The following is a 24,390-nucleotide window of genomic DNA, read 5'->3' as shown; positions in this document are numbered from 1 at the left end:
TCAGCTCAGGTCCCGCTTCTCGGGCTCAAAGAAAGCGACCCCCACAAAGGTCTGGTTCATATGTACGCCGGATTGCTGTTCTCCGTAGGTGTTGAAGCCAACCACCCGGTGAGATTGCAGAACATCCGAAACCTGTTTGCTCAACTGTTTCTGTTCGATTTCGAGTTTCCGCAGAATACAGTCGAATCCAAGAATGAAATCCGGGGCGGTTCCGGTGTTGTCGCGCACATTCAGCCCGGCTTCGAGCGTTTCAATGATCTCCTTCCCGCGCCCCAGTGTCATGATCAGGCCGTCATCGATCGCCGCGAGAAAAGACAGGGATCCCCCCTCCATCGGTTCACGAATGGCACGTACGTAGTAATTGAGGTTCTGCCTGAGAAGCAGAGGGTTTTCCGCAAATACCAGCGGCGACAGATCTTCGGCCGCGCACCCGACCAATCGGGCATATTCCTGCGCCGCCGGCGCCCCGTTGATCTCATAGACCACGCGTTCTTCCGGGTTGGCGTCGGTGATGATGATCTCGGACCCGATGGGCAGGAAATGATCAAAACCGATACCCTGAAAACCAAGGTTGGTTTCAATCAACAACAGGACGGCAGCATTGTTGTGCGCCTTGCCACCGTGAAAAACGAACGTCTCTTCATATTGAAGGCCATCCCCGGCAGAGCCGCCGAATATCGGCAATCCATCCAGAACGGTTTCCAGCGTTGAGACCAGCAAGTCCTCCTGCTTGGACAATCCATCCGTAAACACCAGTGCCAGCCTGTTCCACCCCGCCGTGTGGCGGAATCTTTCGGCCAGTCGCTGGGCTGCGGCAGCGATTTCCGTTGAATTGAGCGGTCTGAGCGATTCGAACAAAACGGACGAGCATCGAAAGTTGGACTTCGGAAAGGCCAGCAGCAAAAGCGCATGCGATTCATAACCCGAACGCGTGATTTGTCCTGCGGTGGTGCAGCCGAAGACAGGAACACCCGCAAGTCTTTCGTTCAGGCAACGCGACACTTCCACTGGATCAAGAGTGCTGGGAACGAAGGCCAGGACAAAGCAGGACGACAGACTATCGATTTCCGCGCAGGCTTCTTCAACGGCGGTCGTCGGGTCCAAATCATCGGAACGGCCAATCGCAATGAAATTCGGTTCATGCTCCAGATCCCGCATGTGCCCCCCCTAGTGTTGAAGAAAGGATTTGACCTCCGGTTCGTGTCGCGACTGTCTGGCGACAACCGAGTCGACCAGAACAGCGGCCTGGGTCCGGTTGCGCACCCCAAGGCGGCGCAGCAAAGCGGTGATATGCGCCTTGACCGTCGCTTCTGCCAAAGACAGCTCATAGGCAATCTGCTTGTTGGATTGGCCCACGCAGATAAGCTTGAGAATCTTGACCTGCTGCGGCGTCAATGATGAAAGCTCGGGGCTGGACTGGTAGACGGTGCTTTCGGAGGGCTTCAGCTCTTCGACCCGGCTGTATTCGGTGGGTACGTATCTCCGCCCAGAGGTGATCTCCTGAATGGCGTGTTTCAGGGTTTGCGCCGGCGTGTCTTTCGGCAGAAATCCCATCGCACCGTGGTCCAGCAAAGATCTTACCAGCTCTCCGGATGCAAGGGACGATATCACCAGAACCGGGGCATTCGGACAGCGCTGCCGCAGCTGCTGAAAACCCGATATACCCGTCACGTCCGGCAATTTCAGATCGAACATGATCAGATCGGGCTTGAAGCCTGCGCCAAGTATCTCGATTGTCTGCTTCAGCGTGTTGGCTTTTTCAATTCGGCAGTTCTCGAAGCTCAACTGCAACGCCGCGGCCAACGCATCGCTGAACAGCGGATGATCATCCACGATAAGCACGCTGGACACCTGGTCCACCGGTTTAGGACATCCCGCAATGTGCATTGCTTCTCCTCCAAAAGGAAAAGTACAGCATTTCCAGATCAGTTCAACTGTTTCGTTTTGATACTAGCGAAAGATACCATAGATAACAAAAGCTTGATGACTCAGATGACCTAATTCTTGAGGAAACTTCTGGCAAACTCCTTCAAATCAGGCTTTGCGGCCTTGGGATCGAAATACTGCCTGTCAAAATCTTGCACGTGTTTGAGTCGACTGGATGAATGGCCGTCGCGGTGCAGGATGGCAGAAGCCGATTGCCGCAGCCTGTCTGCGCGACCAGCCCCGGCACTGCGCCGCAATTCTCGGGCCAACGGATCGAAAATACCAAAGCGTTGCAGTGCCCTTGAAGCGGCCAGTTTGTGACCGGACATGCCCAATACCAAACCGGCCAGAAAAACAACACTGGCGATTGCCGCACCTTGCCAACCCAACAGCTTTGCTGGTGGGGCTTTTTCCTCCGATCTGTCGGGGCCTGCCTCTTGGACAACCGTGCCGTAGGCAATGCGCTGCGGCGAGATGATGACCTCTCGGGTTTCGCGGGTCACAGTGTCAAAGTAACTAAATTGAAGGGGTTCAACGATGCCGGACGTGTCGTTCGAAGGGCGTATGGTCCAGCGCCAGAACGCATAGGTGACCGGCCCTTCCGGGGTCAGTTCGACAAGCCTTTTCTCAGGGTGCGCGAAGATCAGGGCCGAAGGCGAGGTCAACTCAGGCATGGGCGGCATCATCTCGGGCGTCGCGCCCAGGGCTTCCAGTCGAATGACGCGCAAGACCCCCTCACCCGGTGCAAGTTGATCCGGTGCATTCGACCACTGATCCGAAATCTGCAACTTGCGAACCGGAAACCACCAATCCTGCGTCGCCGGGGCTTGCGCCACCTGAATGGTCAGCGGCTCTGACTGAATCTCATGTTCGAACCAGTCGTCGTTTTCGTCTGTCAGGGTCAACCTGTGCACAAACGGACCAATTGAAAGCTGGCCTGCCTCGACAGGATAGATCGCCATACGTCGGGTAAACACCTTGTATTTCCGACCATTGATCCTTTCTTCCGACCAGCTGTCGGGCCCCAGCTGCGCCCAGCTGAACCCATCCAAGCGGGGCTGGATCAGTTCTTCGCGCGTGATGTGCCGACGATAGACCCCCCGGATCGTCAACAGCACCATCTCGCGGGTGAACGGAACGGGGGCGTCGTCTGCAATGGTAACCTCTATCGACGCCTCGGACGGCAGCACTGTTTTGGACTGCGCCAAAACCTGCATCGGAAGTGCAACAAGAAGCAAGACCAGCCACTTCATTCCGGGTTCTCCGCTTCTGGCGGCGAAAGACCAAGCTTTGCCCGGCGCTTGTGTTCGTGTGCGATCCGGGCCGCCATGAATTCACCCGGAACATCTGACAGCTGATTGAGCCAGCGCAGATCGGCAACCATGAACTTGTCATCAAAGATACGGCGCACGCCCAGTTGCCCGCGGCTGTCCAATTCCGCCAGTCCCAGCATCGTGTTCGAGTTCGTGACCTCACTGCCGGTTCCCGCCGCCCGCGCATTCCCGCGCGCGACAAAACTGTCGGCCTTGGGCCCGGAATTGCGTTCGGGGAAAAGACCCAAAGCCTCGGGGTCGATCTGCTGCCCCGCGTAAAAAGCGGCCAGCAGATCGAAATTCGCCTGAGCATCCAGGTTTCCTTTGGCCATGGCCCGATCATAGGCTTCCAGCGCGGCGGCCAATTGGCCGGTCCGGGCGTAAGCATTGCCAAGGTTGTACTGGTTCCCGGCGTGCTCGAAAGCACTGGCTGCTTTGTCAAAAGCCCCGGCACGGTAGAAGGCAACACCTTGCCAGTCAGGGTCGGAAAACAGCTTTGCAGCCATTGGATACAGACCGATTGCCAATGCGACGCGGCCAAAGGGGGCAGCGCCACCCAGCGCAAAGGCAAAAGCAATACATGCGGCACCTGCAATCGCGAACCACCTCATGCCTCTTCCCTCCAGAACAAAAACAGCAGGGGGAGCAGTGCGAAGAACAACAGGTACCGTCCCAGATCGTGCCAGAACAGCACCGGATAGTCCGCCCGCTTCAAACGGGTGGCGGCATCATCTGCCAGCCAATTGGCCAGATCATCTGACTGGTCCAAAGTGAAGACGGCACCACCGCCGAGCGCGGCATGGGTTTGAATTTGCGCAGTCGGAGGGTGAACTGAAACCAAAGACACACGTGCCCCTCGTGAGGCAAGCGATGCGACCCCCTGCAATGAGGGTGATCCAAGCCCGTCCCCGTCAGTGAACAAGACCACGTCCCCGGCCAGGATGCCCGCCTCTTCCATCCGCTGCAACGCCAAAGCCAGTGCGCGTTCGGGTCGCGATCCCTTGTCCGGAACGGTCTGCCCATCGATGAGCGAGAGCGTTTGACCCAATTGGCGGTGATCGGTTGTCATATCCGTGGCGACATAGGCGTCGCCCGCGTATACGATGATGCCGCCGGGGCGGGACCCAAGCGCACTGACACCCAAGCGTCCCATGCTCAGCACTTGCGGCCAGCGGTCGTCATCCGCCACGCTGTCAGATGCATCCACAAGGAACAAAACGCCATCCAGATTGCGATAGGTTTGCGCGTCGCGCCGTTCGATTGCCGGGCCGGTCAGAGCAATTGCGATGATGCCGGTGGTCAGCAGCAAGGCGGCCGGTTTGAGCGGAAAGGAGCCGCCTTCGATCCGGCCAATCGCGGCCATCGCCTGGACAAGCTGCGGGTCGGTAATCTTGTCCCAGGCTCCGAACCCTCCGGCGCGGGAAAGCAACCACCACCCTGCCCCACAGACGACAGGCAGCAAAAGCCCCCAGACCGGTCTGAGCAGGGTGACATCCAGCTCAATCATCACGCTTGCCTCCACGCCGCCAACAGGGCAAGTGCGGCCGCCATTGCTGCGGGCCAGGTCCAAAATGATCTGTGGACCTCGGCCGTAAGGCCCGCGCTGTCCGTCGCCTCCAACCGATCCAGTGCCTGTGTCACTTCAATAAGATCATCGGTGGTCTTGACGCGAAACGCTTCGCCGCCGGAAATTTCGGCAATGGCGCGCAGGGTTGTCGCATCGACGACGCCGCGCTCACCAGGTTCGGCGCTTTGCAGGTCTTTTGGGCCCAGAGCAATCGTATGGACCCGCACCCCCATCTCGGCCGCCAGTTCGGCCACGCCACCGGGATTCGTGGCGCCCGCGTTGTTCACCCCATCCGACAACAGAATGACGACCCGCGACGCCGCCTGGCTGTTGGCCAGGCGCTTCAAAGCAAGGCCCAGACCATCGGAGATGTTCGTCGCACGGCCCGAGATACCGATCGTGGCCTCTTGGATCCGTCGCGCGACAGCCTCGGTATCGAAAGTGAAAGGCGTGGCGAAATAGGCTTCGGACCCGAAAACAATCAAGGCCACCCGGTCGCCGGCGCGGCGTCGGGCGAACTCGGATCCAACGCGGGTCACCGCCTCCAAACGGGTGATCTGGCGCCCGTCGAGATGAAAATCATCCCGCACCATCGATCCCGAAAGATCCAGAACAATCGCAAGGTCCCGTCCGGACACTTTCAAGGCGCTGACGGGTTGCAGTTCGCGCGGACCGGACAGGGCAAAAATCGTGAGCGCCCAAATGATCCACAAAATCAGGAGGTCCGCCAAAACCCGGGTCCTGGCCTTAACCTGTGGGCTGGCCGCCATAAGCATTCCGCCTATGCGGTCCGGGACTGGGAACCCCCGCTCGAAAACCGGCCGCGGTTTGACCAAACGCATGATGACAAGAGGCAATGGCAGCGCCAGCAAGACCCAGGGATCAGCAAGTTCAAACACGACCCGCGACCTCCTCTTGCAGGGTCTCCAGATCCGGTTCACCGCCGGGTTGGTAAAGATCACCCGTCAACTCTGCATAACGCTTCGGATTCTGAGCGCGCAGCTTGTGCAAAAGAGCCACCCTGCGGCGATCCACGGACCACCCCGGTTGTTCGGCAGACTGATCAGATGAACCCAGCTGTATGCTTGCTGCGGTCCTGATGCTCAGCAACCGCAGGATGGCGACACAGCCGACCGAGGCCAGCGCCGCGATACCAAGAACAACCGCGTATTCCGCGACCGCCCCGCCTGCGGCCTCGGCGGGCAAATGGATATCCCGCAGGCTGGCCAGCATCGTGGCTTCAGAGAGTGCTTTCTCACTCATGCCACATATCTTGCCGCGAAAACCGACGAAATGCGACGAGAGGTTTGTTCGACCGGGTCACTGGCATTCAGGACAAGCGCAGGATGTGTTGCGACCTTCTGAAACGCAAGTTCACCGGAAGGCTCTGCCTGGGCCAGATAGACCCGCTTTTGCCGCCCATCAGAAAGGCGGAACGGATACCAGCCTTTGGGCATCTCGTGCGCTTTGCTTTCGGTCACAAGCAGCAGTCTGGGGTTGCGGCGATGATCGAGCCGGTCCAGCACGTCCGAAAAGCCGTCTCCCTGCTGATCGAAGCCAGACGCGATGATAATCTCGGCGCCAGTCGGCGTCAGGCGCTCAACGCCGACAAGTGCCTGTTCCAGTGTCCAGCTTTCATCCTCACCCTTTTGCAGCCCGGTCAGACTGTGCGCGTGGGCCTGAACCATGCCACCGATCACATCCAGCATCCCGCGCGTTTTTCCGCGCAAGGGTACGATGACGGGTGCGCCGGTGGTGAGCGCCAACAGACCAACACGGCCGCCGCTTTCAACCATGAACCACCCGATCAGGGTCAGGGCTTCGGCGGCAGCGACTGACAGAAACGCCCGTCGGAGGCCCCAGAACATCGGCGCACGAAAATCCGCAACCAACAGGGCGACGCGATCCTGTTCCTCCTGAAACTGCCGGATATGCAAACGCCCCGTGCGGGCGGTTGTACCGCGATCCAAATGACGAATGTCATCCCCGTCCACGTATTCGCGTACATCTGCAACCTCGACGCCCTGCCCGCGTTTTCGGGTCAGAAATCCTCCGGGCAGGGCCGTCATTGTCGGGTTGCCGTGGTCGGTCAACGCGATATGCCGCAATGCAATCAAAGCCTCGGTCGTCAGGCGAACCCCCGCATGTGCCAGTACCCCCGTCACAGCGGCTCGACCGCATTCAAAATGTCGGCCACCAGCTCGCGCGGCTTTTTGCCATCTGCAACGGCTCTCCAGGTCAGCACCATGCGGTGGGCCAGCGCATCGGGCGCGACGGCGGCGACATCTTCAGGCAGGGCGAAATCCCGACCGCGCAGATAGGCGCGCGCGCGCGATGCCGAGGCCAGGGCCAATGACCCACGCGGCGAGACTGCGTGCTCGACAAAATCCGCAAACGGGCCTTCACGGGTCGCAAGCACAAGCCGGACGATATAGTCCCGCAGCTCTGGCGCGATGTAAACCGACTGCGCCTCGGCACGGGCAGTCTTCAGCTCTTCAAGCGTCATCTGCTGCGCGACCGGCGGCCCATTCCGTGTTTCGGCGATGACCAGATCGAGGATTTCGCGTTCCGTTTCCAGATCCGGCAATGTCAGTACGACATGCAGCAGAAACCTGTCCAACTGCGCCTCGGGCAAGGGAAAGGTTCCGTCGTGTTCAATGGGGTTCTGGGTCGCCACGACCAGAAAGGGATCCGGCAGGGCATAGGTTTCATTTCCAACCGTAACCTGATGTTCTGCCATGGCCTCCAGCAAGGCGGACTGCACCTTTGGCGGCGCGCGGTTGATCTCGTCAACCAGCACCAGCGTGTGAAACACCGGCCCCGGAACAAATTCAAAGCGGCCTTCCTGAGGCTGGTAAACCGGTGTTCCGGTCAGATCGGACGGCATCAGGTCAGGTGTGCATTGAATGCGGGCAAAGCCGCCCTCGACAGCGTTAGACAGCCATTTGACCGCTCGAGTCTTCGCCAGACCGGGCGGACCTTCTACAAGAAGATGGCCACCTTCCAGCAGCGCGATCAAAAGAGAGTCCACCAGATGCGCGTGACCGATAAGCCCCTGCGACAGATACGCGGACAATCCCGCAATGGCGCGTGGCGGGTTTTCAGGCCTCGTATCCATATGTCCTCCCATAGCCTCTGAGGGCGCGTTGCCTCCGCTCAGGCTACCCGGAGTCACCCGCCCGACAAAACACGTCAGATGGTATTACCTGGCCACACGAACCGAATTGGTGCAGCCTTCATCAAAAAGGGCTGCAAATCTGGGATTGGCCAGGGTTTCATCCGTCTGCGCCCATAGGCGGTCATATTGGGCGTCAATGTAATCGATAAAGCCGGGGTCAATGGTTTGATCCACCGGGGATTGCGCGACAGCATGCATCATGAAGACGTCAAACGCACAAAGACCGCTTGGGTTCGAATCCAGCAATGCGCGCATGAAGTCGTGCGAACTCCAAGGCAGGCGCTGCAAGTTTACCGGCGTTTCCTGCAATTTGGACAAAAACCCTGACGATTTGTCATACAGCAGGATGTCCATGCCGAAGGTGAAGGACTGAAACAGCTCTTCCAGCAGAATCGATTTGTGAAAATCTCTTTCCAGCTTGCTGGGTCGATCATGCGCCGGTTGTTTCACCACGATATGGGTCCCCTGCCCCCGATGACCAAAAAAGGTCTGTGCCATCGCCGGTGATGTCACCACATAGGTCCGACCCGCAGGCAGTCCAAGCTGGTGGAGCTCACTGAGCCAGTCGATATCTGCGGAAAGGTCCCGGTTGGGAGGGTACCCGGAATACAATCGCAAAACCACGGTTCGACCGGTCCCACAATCCCGCGCAGATGGGCCAGCGTACCGCATGGGTGTCGGGTGGCCGAAGCTGTGTTTCAGCAACGCCCGAAAGGTATCAAGAACGACAAGCGTTTGCGGATGCGGTTTTTCACCGACCAGGCACAAGGCTGCACCGGCCTGATCGCGGCCATTGATGTGAACGGGTATCGCCATATCACGGCCCAGCATCGTGGACCGCAGCTCATACCCCCATCCTCTTTGTGCAAGTTCGATGTAATCGTTCTTTTCTGCACAAAGCGCGCCTGCAAAAGCGACGATCGCCAATACTTGCAATAACAGATAGCGCATTCTGCCCCTCTCAAAGTGACGCGCATTGTATCCGGGATACGGGTCTCTCGCAAAATTCTTTGAAATCCGCCTGGATGGGAATGGCGATCCGCCAAGCCCGCCGGTCGAGAAACCTGCGGAACCGGGCAGCGCGGCCGGCGCGAATTGAACTTTGCCGGCCATCTCGACCAGGTCCATTCCCGTCAGGGCAGACAGCCTGGCATCGATGCACCTGGACCAAGGTTGGCGTGATGAACAACTTGATTTGGTTGGCCGCCGTGCAGATGGCTGCTCGGGGATCATGGCCATGGTGCATGCTGATTTCGGACTGCACTGCATGACCAGGGAATATGCGCCTGCGTCACCCGCATTGCGATCGTCCATTATTGGTTGTGGACCCTGCGCCCAAGCCAAACCCGTGCGCCGGACCGATTTGGTGCGTTCAGGATTTCACATCACACCCCGGTTTTGCGTTGTTCGGTTGAATTAGGTGCCCCGAAATCGCGAAGATGCAAATCGCCTTCCCGGCTTTGTGTGCAAAAAATGATATTTTTGCACACTACTTTCGAATGCGACTCGAATCTTATAATCCATGATAATTTTTCTTATCACATGTAATTCTTGTGACGAGACTGCGCGCGCTGAACAACTGTCATGTCACCCGTGTTCCCACATCACATATTGCAAGCTGCAATCCCGAACCGGCTTCGAGTCCCCTACCCTGACCTGAAGGCACGAACCGGGACAAAACGCCGTGATGCGTGGCCCCGACAACATTCCTCGTAACGGGACGTTTCTGAACCAACGTCAATGACAGAAGCCACATGCGCCGTTCTCAAGCCCCTGCCGCGCCGGTGACAGGACACTGGCTTCAGGCAAGAAGACTCAGGGGGGACTCATGGGCAGGTATCCTTTGTTGAGAACGCCCAGGCTTTGCGACAAGACAAAGGCGCCGGATTCGACTGGCGCCTTTTCTCGGAGCTTCAAACCAAACCTTACCCGTGGGTAAGATCATCTTCCTCGGGAAGAGCATCGATGAAAGCAGCTATTGCCGCCTCAAGTTTGCTGCGATCAACACGTGTAAAGTCCAAATCATATCTCAACTCAATCCGACCACTGGATGCCGAGCACTTGGCGATCCCTGCCCGCCCAGATACCTGAAACGTGGTCTTCGCACGCCGTGGTTTACCGGCGCTTTCAACGGGAGCCTTCTTTGCCACGCTTGTTTCCTGTGCGCCCAGAAAAGACCTGAGGATAGCAACTTCCCGCGCTCCGTCACGGTCCGGCTCGCTCATGACTGCGGCGCTCACCTGGCGCACCAGACCCGGTGTTGCGTCCAGCTTGCGCTTCAGCTCTACGCCTACGTTGCGTGGAATGTCGTTCGGATGTTTCAGAACCTTGTCCAACATCATCAGCAAACTGGCAAACGATCTAATATAGCTCCGCTTTGTGTAACTGGCGGATTTGAACAGCGTGGAAACCGCCTTGTCTACATCCGGGCAATCATTTGCCGGGTCTTCGGCATACGCGCGTGCCAAAGCACCCATTTCAGCAAACGAGATATCCTTGCGGATCAGGTTCTCATCCACCATGCGCCGGTAGCTGCTGTCGAGATCGCCCGCCTCTGAAATACCCGCTGGAATTCTGGCATAGGACTCGTCTCCCGTTTCCTCGTACAAGGCCCGATAGGCAGACAGGCGCCGCATCCCCTGGATCAGTTCAAATCGCCCATCTGAGCGGCGCTCAAGTCGGATGGGGTTGGACAATCCAATTTCCTGAATTGACGCCTTCAACTCGTCCAGCTCCGGATCCGGCCCTGGTTTGCGATCCCGCGTCAACTTTTCAAACAGAATGTCACCCAATGCCACGCGTTCCGTCACCAGGCCTTCGGAACGCAGCCGCACAAGCTCATGCGCAAGACGATCGTTTTCTGCGCGGATGGACTCTTCCGTCGATTGCTGGTCGCGCAGCGCATCGGCATTTTCCGAAATGGCCGCTGCCATCGGTCCGCGCCGCTTTTCAAGAACCTTGTCCGGAACCTTGCCGACAGGAATGTCATCCATTGCAGGCAGGTCGATATCAAACATTCTGCGCTTACGGCTCATGCGTCATCCTCCAGCTTGTCCCAGGCAGAAAGCATCACACCCCGGAATTCCTCGTAAACATTGTCAAAGGTCGAGCGGGCCCGACGCCAAGTTTCGCGGGTCATCTCGCGATAGTCCATCTCATAAACCGAACTCAGAAAGCGGCCGGATTGTTCGACCGCGCGGGTCATTTCAACCGGGTGCTGGGCGACGTGGTCCCCGAAAACCTTCTGAAAGGCATCGAACATTGCCAGATGCAAGGCGTTGCCCGGCTCGTACCGTGTAAGCAGGAACCGCAGTTCGCAGAAGGTTTTGGGAAGACCGATCTTACCCGTGGGTAAGGTTTTGTCGAACCCGTAAGCCAGGTCCTCCAAAGCTTCTGCCAGCTGACCGATAAAGGACGTGGTCGAGTCATATTCCCAGTATCCCGGGCCAGACGGGATGTACAACATGTCCGCCGCGAACACCGCGTTCATGGACTGATACCCAATGGCCGGCGGGCAATCGAACAGGATCAGGTCATAGGCGTCGTCAGGGATTTGATCCAGATACCGGGACACCGCTGCAAAGAAAGACCACTCAGGGTTCAGGTGGCGATACTGTGCCGAGGCAAATTCGACGAAGGCCGCGTTCGCACAGGATGGGATCGCATCGATGGTCGACCATGACGTCCGTCTGATGAAATCGCTGATCCGCAGATCTCCAAGCCCCATATCGGTGATCGCCGGGGGCAGTTCCCGGTGGGGCAGGGCGGTGCCGGACTCGGCCGCGGCGGGCCGATTGTTCATGCGCTCGGTCTCGCGGATTAGGTCACGGGCCATGATCCCCCAGACAGTATAATCCTCTGCGACATCGGTCAGGCCCATGGAATGGCTCAGCGTGGCCTGCGGGTCGAAGTCAACGACAAGAACACGGTACCCATCAAGCGCCGCAGCATGCGCAAGATGCAACGCCACCGTTGACTTGCCCGCACCGCCCTTGAAGTTCGCCACGGCTGCGCGAATGGCCCGCTTGCCCTCGGGACGCGGCGGCATGAGGGATTTGCGATTTACCTTGAGCCTCCGACGCAACTCATTCACTTCCTCAAGGCTGAACCAGCGCTGCCGCCCCTCGGGCTCAACCTCGCCACCGGGCAGCGACGGATCAGCGGCCAGCTTTCCGCGAAAGGTTGACTGGTTGACCCGGAAGATCAGCTCGGACACCTCCCAGCTCGAAAACCGGCGGAGTGTCTTCTCCATCTCGGGGCTAAAGGTCTGCTGACGAATCCACCCCTGAAGTTTGAGAGATTGATTGCGCAATGCATTCAGGTCTTCGTGCGTGTACATGCCTCATGTCTCTTTGCTTGGAACGTAAATTTCTGTTCGTTTCTTATTTACGCCCGATTTGCGCTTTACGCAAAAGAAAATATGATGAAACTCAAATCTTACCCACGGGTAAGAAAACAAGGCCCAGCAAGGCCATCGCCGATTCGGCGGCGCACAGGATGAAGGGTGACGATTCGCAACAGGCCCTCAACCGTATTTAGGGGGGCAATCTTCCAGGATCGACGATATATGGGGGGACATAACAGGCTGATAAGGGGTCACCCTGAGTGTCCCCCTTCACCAATACTTCACCAGATTTCTTTTATTTTTTGATCTGGATTGGCGCAGTTTTCTGACCGGTTTCAGACTCTTCTTGACAGAATCGAAGCTTTGGACGCTAATTAGGCCAAGATGACGAAAAGCGTTGGCAAACAGCGCAAGATCGGCGGGACACACCCGTCAGAGGCAGACAGAGCGGTGAGAACGGGTATGCAGCTGGCTAAACCGGTCGGGCGAAATGCGGCGGCCTTAAAATATGATATACTATCTGCGCTCACCATTTATGCGTTGTCGGGTGACAAGCATAGACAGCGCAGCGTACTGCGTATCATCGCATTGATTACGACACGGTATAACTGGCAAAACAACGAATTATCGATTGGGCGCGAAGAAATTTCGCGCCTTTGGGCGGTGAATGAAAGGACTGTAAAGCGCGAAATGGCCAGATTTCGCGCATTAGGTTGGGTAACGGTCAAACGGCCTGCTGCACGGGGCCGAGTCGCGGTCTATGAAATCGACCTCAAACAGATCATGATCGATACGCAGGAGGTCTGGCCGATCATAGGTTCCGATTTCCAGGCCCGGATGAGCGAGGATTCCGAGCCCGTTACAAATGTCGTGCCTTTCGCGGCAAAACCCCCGGGGCCTGAAATCAACACCCCCGAAGCCAAGCCCGAGGATATCTGGTCACAGGTGCAGTCAATTCTTCACGGGCGCGATCCCGAGTTGTGGGCGAGTTGGTTCCAGCATCTGTCCGAGTCGGAAAGGGCAGGGGGGCGCGTCATACTGGTTGCACCCTCGCGGTTCATGGCTGATTACATTGCACAGAAATGGACGGCACGGTTGCTGGCCGCCTACAGCCGCGTCGATCCCAGTATCAGAACGGTTCAAGTAAACGCAGCCGATTGAGGCTGCGAGGTGCGCAGCACGGCCGAGCAAAGGATGCGTCATGATCAACCGAGATTTCCAACCATTTCGGGTCGAACAGTTCCTGTCCGAAACGGAACACGGGGTGGTCTTCAATTTCTCGGAAAGCGGTGTTCATCCCATGTCGTTGCAGGGATTGCTGGATCTTGCCCGGATTGATCTCGACGCTCTGCTGACAACGATGATTGATTACCCGCAAGTCAATGGAAAGCAATCCCTGCGCGAAACCATCGCAGGCTTGTACCCGGGGGCCTCGGCGGATGGGGTATTGGTCACGGTCGGGGCAACCGAAGCGAACACGCTGGTGGCCAACACCTTGTTGGAGCCCGGCGACAATGTTGTGTGTTTCCGACCGACCTATGAGCAGATTTCAGGAAACGCCTCCAATCTCGGCAACGAGGTGCGCTGGGTCGATCTGATCGAATCCGCAGGGTGGGGCATTGACGCAGAGGCGCTGGAGCGGGCCGTCGATGACAGGACCCGCATCATCCATGTGGTCAATCCGAACAATCCAACGGGCCGTATTCTGACCGAAGCGGACCGCGCGCGTATCGTGTCGGCTGCCGAGCGCGTTGGTGCCTGGATCGTTTCGGACGAAGTTTATGCCGGAACCGAGCGCGAAGGTGATACCGAAACGCCTTCGTTCTGGGGAAGGACGGACAGGGTTCTTGTGGTGAACTCCATGTCCAAGGCCTATGGGCTTCCGGGGCTGAGGCTGGGGTGGCTTGTGGGGCCGGAAGAAATCATTCAACAATGCTGGCGGCGGCACGAATATGCCTCGATCGCAGCATCCATGTTGTCGATGGAACTGGCGGACAAGGCGCTTGCCGAACCGGCACGGTCCAAGTTGAAAGCCCGCGCGCGCCGTCTGATCCGCACGGGATTTGACGTTCTCACGGAAGAACTGGCTCGGCATCAGGGGGTGTTTTCCGTTGTACCACCTCAGGCGTCGGCCATGTCGTTCGTGCGGTTCAATCTACCGATCGCATCCGAGGAGTTCAGCATGCGCCTTTTGCGCGAAAAAGACGTGCTGGTCATTCCAGGGTCGCGGTTCGGGGTCGAGAACCATTTTCGGTTCAGCTCGGCCCTGCCCGAAGATCATTTGCGGGCAGGGTTGGCAAAGTTGAATGATCTTACAGGCGACATTCTGAACGGAGGCTGAGAGTTTGCCGCCGAACTGGTGAAAGTGGTTCGGTGACATTTCTTTTGCCTTTTTCATACGTGTCGATAGGCTTCGCGAATGGAAGATTCATCTGTGCTTTCCACCGAAAAACCGCCGCTGGATCACCTGGTCGGGTCCGCGGTGAAAACGCATCGCGCGCTGGCCGGGTTGACTCTGGCCGAACTGTCTCAGCGGTCCGGCGTATCCACGGCGATGATTTCCAAGATCGAGCGCGGTCAGGTGTCTGCTTCACTGGCGACGCTGGAGGCCCTGGCCGGCGGAATCGGCGTTCCGCTGATCAACTTTTTCGCCGGCACGGTCGAACGCACGGATGTGTCATTTGTGGCCGCAGGCGAAGGTGTAACCGTGCAACGGTTGGGCACCGGTTTCGGGCACAGTTACAAGCTGATCGGTCGGGCCGAAGCGAAACATGTCAGTTTCGAGAGTTTCAGCGTTACTTTGGAAGGTCCCTTGGACGAACGCCCGCTTTACCAACATCAGGGTGTCGAATTCATCCACGTCACCGCCGGCGAGATGGTCTATGGCTGCGGTGAAGCCGCTTATCACATGCGGCCGGGCGACAGTCTGAGTTTTGATTCAAACGCCACTCATGGGCCGTTGGAGTTGAAAACTGACACGGTCAGCTTCGTCACCGTGGTTGCCAAAGCCGTTTCGGGCGACAATTGAAAACGCCCGGCGACCGGGCCGGGCGTTTGGGAATCAAGGTGATCCGAGACGAGTCAGAGACCCCATTTCTTGCGGTTTTCCTCGAAGAACCCTTGCGCCTTTTTGACTTCGATCCAGTTGTTCACGTAGTTGATCCAAACCTGATCGGCCTGTGGCAGGATCATCGCGATAGGTGACGGCGAACGCGGGCCTGCGTTCTTTACGCGTACCACCGGAAACTTCGCCTCGAGGGTCGAGCCTTCGATGTTCGACGTGATGAAGACATCCGCGCGTCCTGCGATTACTTCCTGAAAACCGCGGGCCGGGGCCTCGACCACCTTGATATCTGCGTTCGGGAACCATTCGCGGACGCGTTTTTCGAACGTTGTGCCCAGGGTGGTCGCGACTTTTACTCCGGGCTGGTTGATCGAGTCATAACCGTCGAATTTGTCGGCCTTGTCTTTGGTGGTATAGGGGAAGAGCTCCACCGAAATATAGCTGTCGGAAAAGCCCGCGACCTTCATGCGCGGCGGTGAAATCGATGCCGATCCGGTCAGGTGATACTTGCCTGCCACCACACCGTTGACCAGTGTTTTCCAGTCGGTGGGGACATATTCGACCTCGACCCCCAGATCGGCGGCCAGCTCGTTCATGATGTCGATATCATACCCTTTGTAGCTGTTGGTCGCTGGGTCCCGGAGCGACATGGGATTCCAATCGCCCGTGGTGCCAACCTTGAGCACGCCGGAATCCAGCACCTCGTTCAGTGCAGATTGCGCCTGCGCTGCGCCTGACAATACAAGCCCAAGCGCAGCGGCTGCCGCAGCTTTCCAAAAAGTGTTCATAGGTTTCTCCCGTTGGTGGCGTTTCGACCTTGTGGCCGTATTCTTCATTGATTTAAGCCCAAAGGGAAAGATAACCTCAAGAAAATATTATACTGGGACTAAAACAGGGGCAGTTCATCTTATGCCAGACGCCGCAATCGAACTTGTGGGCGTGAACAAGTGGTTCGACACGTTTCACGTTCTCAAGGACATCAATCTGACGGTCGACAGCGGCGAAAAGGTGGTGATTTGCGGGCCTTCCGGGTCAGGAAAATCCACTGTTGTGCGATGTATCAACCAGTTGGAGAAGCACCAGAAAGGCACCATCCGCGTAGATGGGATCGAGTTGACGGATGACGCAAAATCCGTGGCCAGGATCCGATCCGAGGTCGGCATGGTGTTTCAGCAGTTCAACCTGTTCCCGCATCTGACCGTGTTGGAGAACCTGACTTTGGGCCCGGTCAAGGCCCGCGGTCTCGGCCGCAAAGAGGCAGAGGAAAAAGCGCGTCACTATCTGGATCGGGTGCACATTCCCGATCAGGCCGACAAAAAGCCCATTCAGTTGTCGGGCGGCCAGCAGCAACGCGTCGCCATAGCGCGATCCCTGTGCATGGAGCCGCGCGTTCTGCTGTTTGACGAACCCACTTCGGCACTGGACCCCGAGATGATTTCGGAAGTGTTGGACGTGATGGTCGAACTGGCGAATGAGGGCATGACCATGGTGGTCGTCACGCACGAGATGGGATTTGCCCGCAAGGTGGCGGACAAGATGATCTTCATGGATGCAGGCGAAATTGTCGAGGAAGGCAACCCCGAACATTTCTTCACCGCACCTCAATCCGAACGGTGCCGCCAATTCCTCAGCCAGATTTTGCAGCACTGAGCGGAGCCGATGAAAAAACTTCTTCTCATATTGCCTCTTCTTCTGCTGGCAGGTTGTTCGTCGTCGCAGACCTGGGGCTGGTACGTTATCGATCCGACCACGGCCACGGGTTGGACCAATGTTAAATTCCTGATCTCGGGGATGGGCGCGACGATCCAGATTTCCCTGATCGCCGCCGTCCTGTCGATCGTCATCGGATTGCTGGTCGCCTTGCCGGGGTTGTCCGAGAAACGCGGCTGGCGGATGCTTAACCGGATTTACGTGGAGTTCATCCGCGCCATCCCTCTGCTGCCGATGCTGTTCTGGGTGTTTTACGGCTTGCCCATCGTGTTTCAATCCATGGGCCTGAATATTCCCATTGACCCCTTCTGGGGTGCGATCCTTACGTTGGCGATTTCAGACAGCGCCTTCACGGCCGAGATCTATCGCGCGGGGATTCAGTCCATTGCCCGAGGCCAGCGCGAGGCGGCGCAAACCATCGGGCTGAACTATGTGCAGACCATGCGCTATGTGATCCTGCCACAGGCGATCCGGCGCATTCTGCCGCCGCTGGCAAACCAGTTCATCTACATCGTCAAGATGAGCGCCTTTGCCAGCGTCATCGGAATGCAGGAACTGACCCGCCGTGCGAATGAACTGGTGGTGACGGAATACCGCCCGCTGGAAATCTATACCCTGCTGATTTTCGAATACCTGATCCTGGTTTTGATCATCTCAGCCGGGGTGCGCTGGCTGGAGCGTCGCATGGGCGCGGACGAGCGCGGATAAGGAGTGAAAAAATGAACTGGAAAGATTTCATGGCCGAGACCGAGGCCAATATCGGGGCCTTTTCAAAGGAGGTGCCGGAAACCGTGCGCGGCTTTGGCATCATGGGCAAGGCGGCCAAGACTGATGGGGCGCTGAGCGAGAAGACCAAAGAGTTCATGGCGCTCGGCATTGCGATCGCGACACGCTGCGACAGCTGCATCGGATTCCACGTGCGTTCGCTGGTTCGGCTGGGCGCCACCCGCGCTCAGATGTGCGAGGCGTTGGCCATGGCCACCTATATGGGCGGCGGGCCGTCCTATGCCTATAGCGCCAAGGCGCTCAAGGCATTTGACGAGTTTTCGGAGTAAGAAACATGCGTCCTGATCTGGCCGGAGCAGAGGGGTTCATTCGCAACAGCTGGTACGTCGCCGGACGGTCCGAGGATTTTGGCCGCAGCCTGAACGCGGTGCAAATGCTGGGCGAGGACATCGTGGTCTATCGTGACACAGCGGGCAAGGCGATCGCGTTGGAGGACGCTTGCCCGCATAGAAAGCTGCCGCTGTCTCGGGGCACCATTGAAGGGGACCATGTGGTTTGCGGCTATCACGGTCTGACATTCGGCTGCGGCGGTGAATGTGTCAGCGCCCCGACGCAGCTGGACAATCCTCCGCGCCGCGCCGCCGTGCATGCGTACCCGGCCGAAGACCGCTGGGGGTTTCTGTGGCTGTGGATGGGGGACCCGGACAAAGCCAGCACGGACGATATCATCGACATCCCCAATTTCGACAACCCGTCCTGGGGCAAGACCCGGACCGGCGCGATGGAGATGGCGTGCCACTACCTTTACATTATCGACAACCTGCTGGATCCAAGCCATGTGGCCTGGGTGCATCTGACCTCGTTTGCCGGGGCAGGGACCGACACCCGCCCGCTGGATATCGAAGAAACAGAAACAGGCGTCATTGTTTCGCGCTGGATCGCGGACGAACCCGCGCCGCCCTACTATGCGCCGATCCTGCCGTTTGGGCCAAGTTGCGACCGCAAGCAACATTACGAATGCCGTCTGCCATCCACTGCGATCAACATGTCCGTTTACACTCCGGCCGGAGAAGGCGGGGCGGATCGGCCGATGTCGCCCAATGCCTTTGTCAATATTTCGTACAACTTCATCACGCCGGTCGATGCGGAAACCTCTCGGTATTTCTGGTTCCAGCACCGCAACATGCACGCGGATGACGCAGCCATGTCGCAGCGCATGTTCGAAGGCGCGGTCATGGCTTTCAACGAGGACAAAGAGGTTCTGGAACACGTTCAAACCGGCATGGCGCGGCGCAAGACCGGCTATATCAACCTCGGGCTGGACGCGGGCGCGATGCGGTTCCGCGCGCGGGTTGCAAAGCTGATCGCGCAGCAGGCCGGCTGATCATCAGGCCGACAAGCGCCCGTTCGCGCCCTGGCCCACGTGTCGGGCCGGGTCGTCGAACACCGCTTTGATGCAGGGATACCGGTCGAGAATTTCGGCCCCACCGGGCAACAGATCGGCCCGGAGCACGCCGGCATCCCAGATCGCGACATCATCCACCCGGATCGTGGGATCCAGCACGTTCAGCGAAATCTCACCCGGCGCATAATGCCCGCAAGTGTGAAAGTGCAGCAGGCGCGGATTGCCAAAGGCAGATCCGCTCCAACGTTCGAAGTTGCTTCGGGCCGGGGTGGTGTAGGCGCAGCCCGGATGGATGCCTGCGTGCCAGGAATGCATGGTCAGGGGATCAAGACCGAACATCCGACCGACCTTTTCGTAATGCATCTGCGCGCAATGCACATCCATGGGATGGCCGTCAAAACCGGTCAGGCGGTTGTTTTCGAACCGGATGATCAGCGGTTCTCGCAGGTCACAGCCGTATGGTTCATAGAACTTCGATCCGGTGCCGACCAGAAACCCGTCCTGAACCAGCACACCGGAAAATCCCTGCGCGGGAACCGGGGCAAAGACCGACATCGGAAAACGCGTGATGCTGACATCCGTGGCACCTGATGGGGGGAAGGCGGCGCCCGGTCCACTAAAGTCGGTGCCAAGCGGGCAGGTTACGTGGATGCGCCCGGCATTGGCCAACAGCCGGTTGACCGCGTTTTTCAGTTCAACGAACCCGGTGTAGTTGGCGCGCCCGAAACCCGAGGCCAGCATTCCGGCGTCCAGCGCATACGACATGATGGTCCGAACGTCCCTCATTCCTGCGTCGAACCGTATCTGATCGCCGGTGCGGGACAGAAACAGGGTGCAGTCCGCCGACTTCATCGCCGATTTCAGCTCTTCAGGTACCAAGGGACCCATAGGATCGAATGGGAGAGTTCGAACTGCGGTTTTGATCCGGTTCTGTCGGGCACAGTCGACGATAGCCCCTGTGATCTCGGCATCGTAATAACCGTTGGGCGCATCTTCGCAGACCACAAGCAACTGGTCGCCCGCCGTCAGACCACCACATCTGAACAACAGGTTTTCAGCGCCCGCCATGAGCTCTGGACTGTGCATTTCCGCTGATCCTCAACAAATCCCCCGCGTTGGCATTTTACATCTTTCACGTTTCCGTGATCCAGAAAAAATTTCACCTTAAGAAAAAAATTAACTGACACGCCTGTGGGCTTTGTTCATAAGCTGAGCCCGAACAGGACAGGAGACACAGCAATGAGTGCTTGGATCGAGATGATCTCGGACGACAAGGCCGACGGCCGCCTGAAAGAGCTGCTGGACAAGGCCCGCACCCCTCATGGCACCGTAGACACGGTCATGCGTGTGCATTCATTGCGCCCCGAAACGATGAACGGGCATGTGACGCTGTACCGTTCGGTCCTGCATTCCGATGACAACCAGTTGCCGTTCTGGTTTCTCGAGGTTGTCGCCAGCTATACCTCGATCCTGAACGATTGCACCTATTCCCTGACCCATCACTTCATGAACGTGCGCAACCTGCTGAAGGACCAGCCGCGCAGCGACCGGATTTTCGTCGCGCTCAAGGCGCATCGGCCCGAGGACGAATTCGAAGGCAGGGAACTGGCGCTGCTGCGCTATGCCGCCAAGCTGACGACGGATGTTGGCAAAATGGTCAAGTCCGACTTCGAAGCGCTCAAGATTGCAGGCTGTGAGGATGGCGAGATCCTGGAGGTCAATCAGGTCTGCGCCTATTTCAATTATTCAAACCGGTTGCTGAACGGGTTGGGGGCAACGACCGAGAATGATGTGATCGGCTATTATACGGGTGACGCCTGACGGGTTGCGCCGGGTCTGGTCTTCGTGCCGAGGAACATCGTTTCGGGCGGGTCAGCCGGTTGTTTCGGGCTGTGGCGGCTTCACGCCCCACGTGTTTTCTTCGGCCGTTTTGCGGATGATCGCGCCGATCTTCAATAGGTTTTCGCTGAGCGGGTTGGTCTTTCGCCAGATCAGACCGATCGTCCGTGTCGGCGGCGTGTCCTGAAACCGGGCAATGGACACATCCGCGGATCGGGTTTCCAGCCCGACCGCCATTTCCGGTATCAGGGTCACACCGATGCCGGCGCCGACCATCTGAACCAGTGTGGAAAGCGAACTGCCCTCCATGATGTGCTGCGGTTCGATGTTGCGGATCGAACAGAAGGACAGGGCCTGATCCCTGAAGCAATGCCCCTCTTCCAGCAACAGCAGGCGCATGGTTCTGAGCTGCGACGAACTTGGCATCGGCAGGTTGGCATCCTGCGCCGGGCGAACCAGCAGAAAATCTTCGTTGAACAGCGAGAACTCTCGGAGGTTGGGTTCCGAGACGGGCAGGGCAACGACGCCGAAATCCAGTTTCGAATCCAGAATTTCACCGATCAACGTCTTGGTTATCGTTTCCTTGGGTTCAATGGTCAGTTGTGGGAATCGCTGCGACAACGCTTTGATGATCGAGGGCAGCAGATAAGGTGCAACCGTGGGAATGACCCCGATTCTGATGCGGCCCGACAGGGGGCCTGAGGGGGATTGCACCAATTTCCCCAGATCCTCGACTCGGGTCAGGATTTCGCGGCCATGTTTCAGCACGTCTTCGCCAAGTGCTGTCAGGCGGGTTTGCCGGGCCGCGCGTTCGACCAGCGGCCCACCCATGATTGCTTCCAGCTCTTTGATTTGTATGGAAAGCGCGGGCTGCGATATCGCACTGGCCGCAGCCGCTTTGCCAAAGTGGCCATGCGTGGCGAGCGCCTCGAAATAGCGCAGGTGTTTGAGGGTCAGTGTTTTCATATGAAAAACTAATCGCAACGATAGTAATTACAAATTTCCAATTATCGAAGCTGTACGGTACGAGTCAAGATATCTGAACCCCTAGGTAAATACTCAGGAGATTTACAATGGACGGTACCCCCCACAATCATCAATCCGGCGGCTGCCCCGTCATGCATGGCGGCAATACTGGAACGGGCAATTCCGTCACCAAGTGGTGGCCGGACTCGCTGAACCTGGACATTCTGAGCCAGCACGACACGCGCACCAATCCGATGGATGCGGATTACAATCACCGAGAAGCGGTCAAGGCGCTGGATTTCAAGGCGGTTCGTGCCGATGTCGAGGCGCTGCTGACCGACAGTCAGGACTGGTGGCCGGCAGACTGGGGTCACTACGGTGGCCTGATGATCCGTCTGGCGTGGCACTCGGCCGGGTCTTACCGTCTGGGCGATGGTCGAGGTGGCGCCGGTTCGGGCAACATCCGCTTCGCGCCGCTGAATTCATGGCCGGACAATGCCAGCCTGGACAAAGCCCGGCGTCTGTTGTGGCCGGTGAAAAAGAAATACGGCAACGCGCTGTCCTGGGCTGACCTGATCGTTCTGTCGGGCACGGTGGCCTATGAAGCCATGGGGCTGAAGACCTTTGGCTTTGGGTTTGGTCGCGAAGATATCTGGGGGCCCGAGAAAGATGTTTACTGGGGGTCGGAAAACCAGTGGCTGGCCCCGTCCGAGAATCGCTATGGCGATCTGGAAACCCCCGGCACGCTGGAAAACCCTCTGGGTGCGGTGCATATGGGCCTGATCTATGTGAACCCCGAAGGCGTGAACGGCAATCCGGATCCGGCCAAAACCGCGCTGCATATCCGTGAAACCTTTGCCCGTATGGCGATGGATGACGAAGAGACCGCGGCGTTGACCTGCGGTGGTCATACGGTCGGCAAGGCCCATGGTGCGATGCCAGGCGACAATATCGGCGCCGAGCCCGAAGCCTGCCCCGTGTCCAGCCAGGGTCTGGGATGGGAGAACCCTGATCAGAACGGTAAAGCGGCCAATGCCTTTACCTCGGGCATCGAAGGGGCGTGGACGAAAGAACCCCTGAAATTTGACATGGGCTATTTCGACTATCTGTTCGGCTACGAGTGGGAGCTGGGCAAATCACCCGCCGGTGCCCATCAGTGGCAGCCCGTCAACATGCCCGAAGACGAAAAGCCGGTCGACCCGACCGACCCCACTGTTCGTCGCATGCCGATGATGACCGATGCGGACATGGCGATGAAGGTCGACCCGACCTACAACGCGATCTGTCAGAAATTCATGGCGGATCCGGATTATTTTGCCGATACATTCGCACGTGCCTGGTTCAAGTTGACTCACCGCGACATGGGTCCGCGCGTCAACTATTATGGCCCGGATGTGCCGTCAGAAGACCTGATCTGGCAGGATCCGATCCCGGCGGGTTCGACAGATTATGACATTGATGCCGTCAAGGCCAAGATCGCAGACAGCGGCCTGACCGCGGTCGAGATGATCACCACCGCCTGGGACAGTGCCCGCACCTTCCGTGGCTCGGACAAGCGCGGTGGCGCAAATGGGGCGCGCATCCGACTGGCGCCGCAAAAGGACTGGGCAGGCAACGAGCCAGAGCGTCTGGCAAAAGTGCTGGGTGTGCTGGAACCGATCGCGGCTGAAACCGGTGCCTCGATTGCCGACGTGATCGTTCTGGCGGGCAATGTCGGGCTGGAGCAGGCGATCAAGGCCGCAGGCTTTGACGTGGCGGTTCCGTTCTCGGCCGGTCGCGGCGACGCGTCGGACGAGCAGACCGATGTGGACAGTTTCTCGGTACTTGAGCCGCTGGCGGACGGGTTCCGCAACTGGCAGCTGAAGGAATACGCGGTCTCGCCAGAGGCGATGATGCTGGATCGTGCGCAACTGCTGGGTCTGACCGCGGCCGAGATGACCGTTCTGGTCGGTGGTCTGCGTGTGCTGGGTGCCAACCATGGCGGATCGCCGCATGGTGTCTTCACTGACCGGGTGGGCCAGCTGACAACCGACTTTTTCGTCAACCTGACGGATATGTCGCTGAGCTGGCATCCGGTTGACGGAGGCACCTATGAGCTGCGCGACCGCGCCTCGGGTGAGGTCAAGTTCACCGCAACCAGCGCAGATCTGGTCTTTGGTTCGAACTCGATCCTGCGCAGCTATGCTGAGGTCTACGCTCAGGACGACAATGCCGAGAAGTTCGTGCGCGACTTTGTGGCGGCATGGACCAAGATCATGAACAACGACCGGTTCGATCTGGTTGCCTGACTCATGAATAAATCAGGCGGGGACACCCTCGCCTGGTTTTCTTTTCAGGGGCTGCATCCGCTG

The 24,390-nt window shown here is 58.2% G+C and carries 24 protein-coding genes; 9 read left to right on the top strand and 15 right to left on the bottom strand.

Annotated elements, in window-relative coordinates; translation table 11 throughout:
- From AC2FFD_RS06680 to AC2FFD_RS06625, 12 genes are all read right to left on the bottom strand, one after another.
- Nucleotides 1–1,158: an FIST N-terminal domain-containing protein gene (locus AC2FFD_RS06680; RefSeq protein WP_170346810.1), complete on the bottom strand. Its 1,158-nt coding sequence runs from the start codon at nt 1,156–1,158 to the stop codon at nt 1–3.
- A 9-nt stretch (nt 1,159–1,167) separates the two neighbouring features.
- The gene (locus AC2FFD_RS06675; protein WP_257601176.1) at nt 1,168–1,887 is read right to left on the bottom strand and encodes a response regulator; all 720 of its coding nucleotides are present in this window, start codon (nt 1,885–1,887) and stop codon (nt 1,168–1,170) included.
- Nucleotides 1,888–1,997: 110 nt separating this feature from the next.
- Nucleotides 1,998–3,179, bottom strand: a complete 1,182-nt coding sequence (locus tag AC2FFD_RS06670) for a hypothetical protein (RefSeq protein ID WP_496872595.1) — start codon at nt 3,177–3,179, stop codon at nt 1,998–2,000.
- Complete coding sequence (locus tag AC2FFD_RS06665; protein WP_425079169.1) at nt 3,176–3,850, bottom strand: hypothetical protein; 675 nt, start codon at nt 3,848–3,850, stop codon at nt 3,176–3,178. Before AC2FFD_RS06665 ends, AC2FFD_RS06670 begins: the two co-directional genes overlap by 4 nt.
- Nucleotides 3,847–4,746, bottom strand: a complete 900-nt coding sequence (locus tag AC2FFD_RS06660; RefSeq protein ID WP_496872592.1) for a VWA domain-containing protein — start codon at nt 4,744–4,746, stop codon at nt 3,847–3,849. The genes AC2FFD_RS06665 and AC2FFD_RS06660 overlap by 4 nt, the downstream gene beginning before the upstream one ends.
- Complete coding sequence (locus AC2FFD_RS06655; protein WP_170346805.1) at nt 4,746–5,705, bottom strand: VWA domain-containing protein; 960 nt, start codon at nt 5,703–5,705, stop codon at nt 4,746–4,748. Before AC2FFD_RS06655 ends, AC2FFD_RS06660 begins: the two co-directional genes overlap by 1 nt.
- A complete protein-coding gene (locus AC2FFD_RS06650; RefSeq protein WP_496872590.1) occupies nt 5,698–6,069 on the bottom strand; it encodes a hypothetical protein in 372 nt (123 codons plus the stop codon). The genes AC2FFD_RS06655 and AC2FFD_RS06650 overlap by 8 nt, the downstream gene beginning before the upstream one ends.
- Entirely contained in the window at nt 6,066–6,971 is a 906-nt protein-coding gene (locus AC2FFD_RS06645; protein WP_496872588.1) for a DUF58 domain-containing protein, read from the bottom strand. The genes AC2FFD_RS06650 and AC2FFD_RS06645 overlap by 4 nt, the downstream gene beginning before the upstream one ends.
- On the bottom strand, nt 6,968–7,924 hold the full coding sequence (locus AC2FFD_RS06640; RefSeq protein ID WP_496872587.1) for an AAA family ATPase: 957 nt from the start codon (nt 7,922–7,924) through the stop codon (nt 6,968–6,970). Before AC2FFD_RS06640 ends, AC2FFD_RS06645 begins: the two co-directional genes overlap by 4 nt.
- Before the next feature lie 84 nt (nt 7,925–8,008).
- On the bottom strand, nt 8,009–8,935 hold the full coding sequence (locus AC2FFD_RS06635) for a hypothetical protein (protein ID WP_170346802.1): 927 nt from the start codon (nt 8,933–8,935) through the stop codon (nt 8,009–8,011).
- Nucleotides 8,936–9,909: 974 nt separating this feature from the next.
- Nucleotides 9,910–11,019 (bottom strand): ParB/RepB/Spo0J family partition protein, encoded by a 1,110-nt coding sequence (locus AC2FFD_RS06630; protein ID WP_170345132.1) that lies wholly within the window; start codon nt 11,017–11,019, stop codon nt 9,910–9,912.
- The gene (locus AC2FFD_RS06625; RefSeq protein ID WP_170345133.1) at nt 11,016–12,323 is read right to left on the bottom strand and encodes an AAA family ATPase; all 1,308 of its coding nucleotides are present in this window, start codon (nt 12,321–12,323) and stop codon (nt 11,016–11,018) included. The genes AC2FFD_RS06630 and AC2FFD_RS06625 overlap by 4 nt, the downstream gene beginning before the upstream one ends.
- 696 nt (nt 12,324–13,019) lie before the next feature.
- On the opposite strand from AC2FFD_RS06625, the gene AC2FFD_RS06620 reads away from it, so the two are divergent.
- The 3 genes from AC2FFD_RS06620 to AC2FFD_RS06610 all read left to right on the top strand — a co-directional run bounded on the left by AC2FFD_RS06620 (nt 13,020) and on the right by AC2FFD_RS06610 (nt 15,357).
- Nucleotides 13,020–13,490 carry a DnaA N-terminal domain-containing protein gene (locus tag AC2FFD_RS06620; RefSeq protein ID WP_480685084.1) on the top strand — a complete coding sequence of 157 codons (471 nt, stop codon included), beginning with the start codon at nt 13,020–13,022 and terminating at the stop codon, nt 13,488–13,490.
- Between the two features lie 40 nt (nt 13,491–13,530).
- A complete protein-coding gene (locus AC2FFD_RS06615) occupies nt 13,531–14,670 on the top strand; it encodes an aminotransferase class I/II-fold pyridoxal phosphate-dependent enzyme (protein WP_496872584.1) in 1,140 nt (379 codons plus the stop codon).
- 78 nt (nt 14,671–14,748) lie between these two features.
- The gene (locus tag AC2FFD_RS06610) at nt 14,749–15,357 is read left to right on the top strand and encodes a helix-turn-helix domain-containing protein (protein ID WP_496872583.1); all 609 of its coding nucleotides are present in this window, start codon (nt 14,749–14,751) and stop codon (nt 15,355–15,357) included.
- Nucleotides 15,358–15,410: 53 nt separating this feature from the next.
- Here AC2FFD_RS06610 and AC2FFD_RS06605 read toward each other — a convergent pair whose 3' ends face one another.
- Nucleotides 15,411–16,181, bottom strand: coding sequence for a transporter substrate-binding domain-containing protein (locus tag AC2FFD_RS06605; protein WP_170345137.1), 771 nt, complete (start codon nt 16,179–16,181; stop codon nt 15,411–15,413).
- Between the two features lie 121 nt (nt 16,182–16,302).
- Between AC2FFD_RS06605 and AC2FFD_RS06600 the strand changes: the two genes are divergently transcribed.
- The 4 genes from AC2FFD_RS06600 to AC2FFD_RS06585 are packed head-to-tail and all read left to right on the top strand — an operon-like array spanning nt 16,303 to nt 19,213.
- The gene (locus AC2FFD_RS06600) at nt 16,303–17,043 is read left to right on the top strand and encodes an amino acid ABC transporter ATP-binding protein (protein WP_480685080.1); all 741 of its coding nucleotides are present in this window, start codon (nt 16,303–16,305) and stop codon (nt 17,041–17,043) included.
- A gap of 9 nt (nt 17,044–17,052) precedes the next feature.
- Nucleotides 17,053–17,811, top strand: coding sequence for an amino acid ABC transporter permease (locus AC2FFD_RS06595; protein WP_170345139.1), 759 nt, complete (start codon nt 17,053–17,055; stop codon nt 17,809–17,811).
- An 11-nt stretch (nt 17,812–17,822) separates the two neighbouring features.
- A complete protein-coding gene (locus tag AC2FFD_RS06590) occupies nt 17,823–18,158 on the top strand; it encodes a carboxymuconolactone decarboxylase family protein (protein ID WP_496872581.1) in 336 nt (111 codons plus the stop codon).
- A gap of 5 nt (nt 18,159–18,163) precedes the next feature.
- Nucleotides 18,164–19,213 carry an aromatic ring-hydroxylating dioxygenase subunit alpha gene (locus AC2FFD_RS06585; RefSeq protein ID WP_496872580.1) on the top strand — a complete coding sequence of 350 codons (1,050 nt, stop codon included), beginning with the start codon at nt 18,164–18,166 and terminating at the stop codon, nt 19,211–19,213.
- A 3-nt stretch (nt 19,214–19,216) separates the two neighbouring features.
- On the opposite strand, the gene AC2FFD_RS06580 is transcribed toward AC2FFD_RS06585, so the two are convergent.
- On the bottom strand, nt 19,217–20,320 hold the full coding sequence (locus AC2FFD_RS06580; protein ID WP_480685078.1) for a hypothetical protein: 1,104 nt from the start codon (nt 20,318–20,320) through the stop codon (nt 19,217–19,219).
- Nucleotides 20,321–20,473: 153 nt separating this feature from the next.
- Here AC2FFD_RS06580 and AC2FFD_RS06575 point away from each other — a divergent pair, with 153 nt between their 5' ends.
- Nucleotides 20,474–21,055 (top strand): carboxymuconolactone decarboxylase family protein, encoded by a 582-nt coding sequence (locus AC2FFD_RS06575; RefSeq protein ID WP_425079183.1) that lies wholly within the window; start codon nt 20,474–20,476, stop codon nt 21,053–21,055.
- A gap of 51 nt (nt 21,056–21,106) precedes the next feature.
- On the opposite strand, the gene AC2FFD_RS06570 is transcribed toward AC2FFD_RS06575, so the two are convergent.
- A complete protein-coding gene (locus AC2FFD_RS06570) occupies nt 21,107–22,039 on the bottom strand; it encodes a hydrogen peroxide-inducible genes activator (protein ID WP_170345144.1) in 933 nt (310 codons plus the stop codon).
- A 107-nt stretch (nt 22,040–22,146) separates the two neighbouring features.
- Here AC2FFD_RS06570 and katG point away from each other — a divergent pair, with 107 nt between their 5' ends.
- Nucleotides 22,147–24,327: a catalase/peroxidase HPI gene (katG, locus tag AC2FFD_RS06565; protein WP_496872578.1), complete on the top strand. Its 2,181-nt coding sequence runs from the start codon at nt 22,147–22,149 to the stop codon at nt 24,325–24,327.
- Nucleotides 24,328–24,390: the final 63 nt, after the last annotated feature.

The sequence above is a fragment of the Ruegeria sp. YTSC002 genome, from assembly GCF_059609845.1.
This window is presented reverse-complemented; position numbering and strand designations above follow the sequence as displayed.

Excerpts from the sequence above, each read along its gene's own strand:
- katG (WP_496872578.1), top strand. The coding sequence starts at position 22,147 with ATGGACGGTACCCCCCACAATCATCAATCCGGCGGCTGCCCCGTCATG.
- AC2FFD_RS06570 (WP_170345144.1), bottom strand. The coding sequence starts at position 22,039 with ATGAAAACACTGACCCTCAAACACCTGCGCTATTTCGAGGCGCTCGCC.
- AC2FFD_RS06675 (WP_257601176.1), bottom strand. The coding sequence starts at position 1,887 with ATGCACATTGCGGGATGTCCTAAACCGGTGGACCAGGTGTCCAGCGTG.
- AC2FFD_RS06670 (WP_496872595.1), bottom strand. The coding sequence starts at position 3,179 with ATGAAGTGGCTGGTCTTGCTTCTTGTTGCACTTCCGATGCAGGTTTTG.
- AC2FFD_RS06680 (WP_170346810.1), bottom strand. The coding sequence starts at position 1,158 with ATGCGGGATCTGGAGCATGAACCGAATTTCATTGCGATTGGCCGTTCC.
- AC2FFD_RS06635 (WP_170346802.1), bottom strand. The coding sequence starts at position 8,935 with ATGCGCTATCTGTTATTGCAAGTATTGGCGATCGTCGCTTTTGCAGGC.
- AC2FFD_RS06585 (WP_496872580.1), top strand. The coding sequence starts at position 18,164 with ATGCGTCCTGATCTGGCCGGAGCAGAGGGGTTCATTCGCAACAGCTGG.
- AC2FFD_RS06640 (WP_496872587.1), bottom strand. The coding sequence starts at position 7,924 with ATGGATACGAGGCCTGAAAACCCGCCACGCGCCATTGCGGGATTGTCC.
- AC2FFD_RS06610 (WP_496872583.1), top strand. The coding sequence starts at position 14,749 with ATGGAAGATTCATCTGTGCTTTCCACCGAAAAACCGCCGCTGGATCAC.
- AC2FFD_RS06595 (WP_170345139.1), top strand. The coding sequence starts at position 17,053 with ATGAAAAAACTTCTTCTCATATTGCCTCTTCTTCTGCTGGCAGGTTGT.
- AC2FFD_RS06650 (WP_496872590.1), bottom strand. The coding sequence starts at position 6,069 with ATGAGTGAGAAAGCACTCTCTGAAGCCACGATGCTGGCCAGCCTGCGG.
- AC2FFD_RS06605 (WP_170345137.1), bottom strand. The coding sequence starts at position 16,181 with ATGAACACTTTTTGGAAAGCTGCGGCAGCCGCTGCGCTTGGGCTTGTA.
- AC2FFD_RS06625 (WP_170345133.1), bottom strand. The coding sequence starts at position 12,323 with ATGTACACGCACGAAGACCTGAATGCATTGCGCAATCAATCTCTCAAA.
- AC2FFD_RS06575 (WP_425079183.1), top strand. The coding sequence starts at position 20,474 with ATGAGTGCTTGGATCGAGATGATCTCGGACGACAAGGCCGACGGCCGC.
- AC2FFD_RS06630 (WP_170345132.1), bottom strand. The coding sequence starts at position 11,019 with ATGAGCCGTAAGCGCAGAATGTTTGATATCGACCTGCCTGCAATGGAT.
- AC2FFD_RS06590 (WP_496872581.1), top strand. The coding sequence starts at position 17,823 with ATGAACTGGAAAGATTTCATGGCCGAGACCGAGGCCAATATCGGGGCC.
- AC2FFD_RS06660 (WP_496872592.1), bottom strand. The coding sequence starts at position 4,746 with ATGATTGAGCTGGATGTCACCCTGCTCAGACCGGTCTGGGGGCTTTTG.
- AC2FFD_RS06665 (WP_425079169.1), bottom strand. The coding sequence starts at position 3,850 with ATGAGGTGGTTCGCGATTGCAGGTGCCGCATGTATTGCTTTTGCCTTT.
- AC2FFD_RS06615 (WP_496872584.1), top strand. The coding sequence starts at position 13,531 with ATGATCAACCGAGATTTCCAACCATTTCGGGTCGAACAGTTCCTGTCC.
- AC2FFD_RS06580 (WP_480685078.1), bottom strand. The coding sequence starts at position 20,320 with ATGCACAGTCCAGAGCTCATGGCGGGCGCTGAAAACCTGTTGTTCAGA.
- AC2FFD_RS06620 (WP_480685084.1), top strand. The coding sequence starts at position 13,020 with ATGGCCAGATTTCGCGCATTAGGTTGGGTAACGGTCAAACGGCCTGCT.
- AC2FFD_RS06600 (WP_480685080.1), top strand. The coding sequence starts at position 16,303 with ATGCCAGACGCCGCAATCGAACTTGTGGGCGTGAACAAGTGGTTCGAC.